Source organism: Cupriavidus sp. 05T41, assembly GCF_056396525.1.
In genome coordinates this window covers 1-396 of the sequence record NZ_JBFTLQ010000220.1, presented here as the reverse complement: position 1 = coordinate 396, position 396 = coordinate 1, and the positions used below count along the sequence as shown (strand labels likewise).

The 396-nt window shown below is 70.7% G+C and carries 1 protein-coding gene; it reads left to right on the top strand.

Annotated elements, in window-relative coordinates; translation table 11 throughout:
- On the top strand, positions 1 to 396 hold a 396-nt coding region (locus AC1DKV_RS40570), incomplete at both ends, for a MurR/RpiR family transcriptional regulator (RefSeq protein WP_477139782.1).

Sequence of the window (396 nt, the reverse complement as noted above, 5' to 3'; positions counted from 1 at the left end):
GTGCTGGACAACCTGTTCCGTGCGGCGACCATGCGCATCGACGAATTCGCGACGGCCGTGAATGTGTCCGTGGCCACGGCCAACCGCTTCGCCCGGGCGCTCGGCTTCGAAGGCTATCCGCAGTTCCGCGCCGAACTCGTGCGCGGCTTCGAGGCCACGCTGGCGCCGGTGGAGCGCCTGCGCGACGAACTGTCCCGTCCGACGACGGTGGCCGAGGTCTTCGCCGCCGCCCTGGACGACGGCGCCCGCAACCTCGAAGCCACGCGCCGCGCGATCGATGCCGAGGCCTGCGAGCGGGCCGTCGATGCCATCCTCGCCGCCGAGCGCGTGTATGTGATGGGCTTTGGCGCAAGCGGCTTCCTGGCTGGGCTGCTCCAGCACGGGCTGGAGATGCAC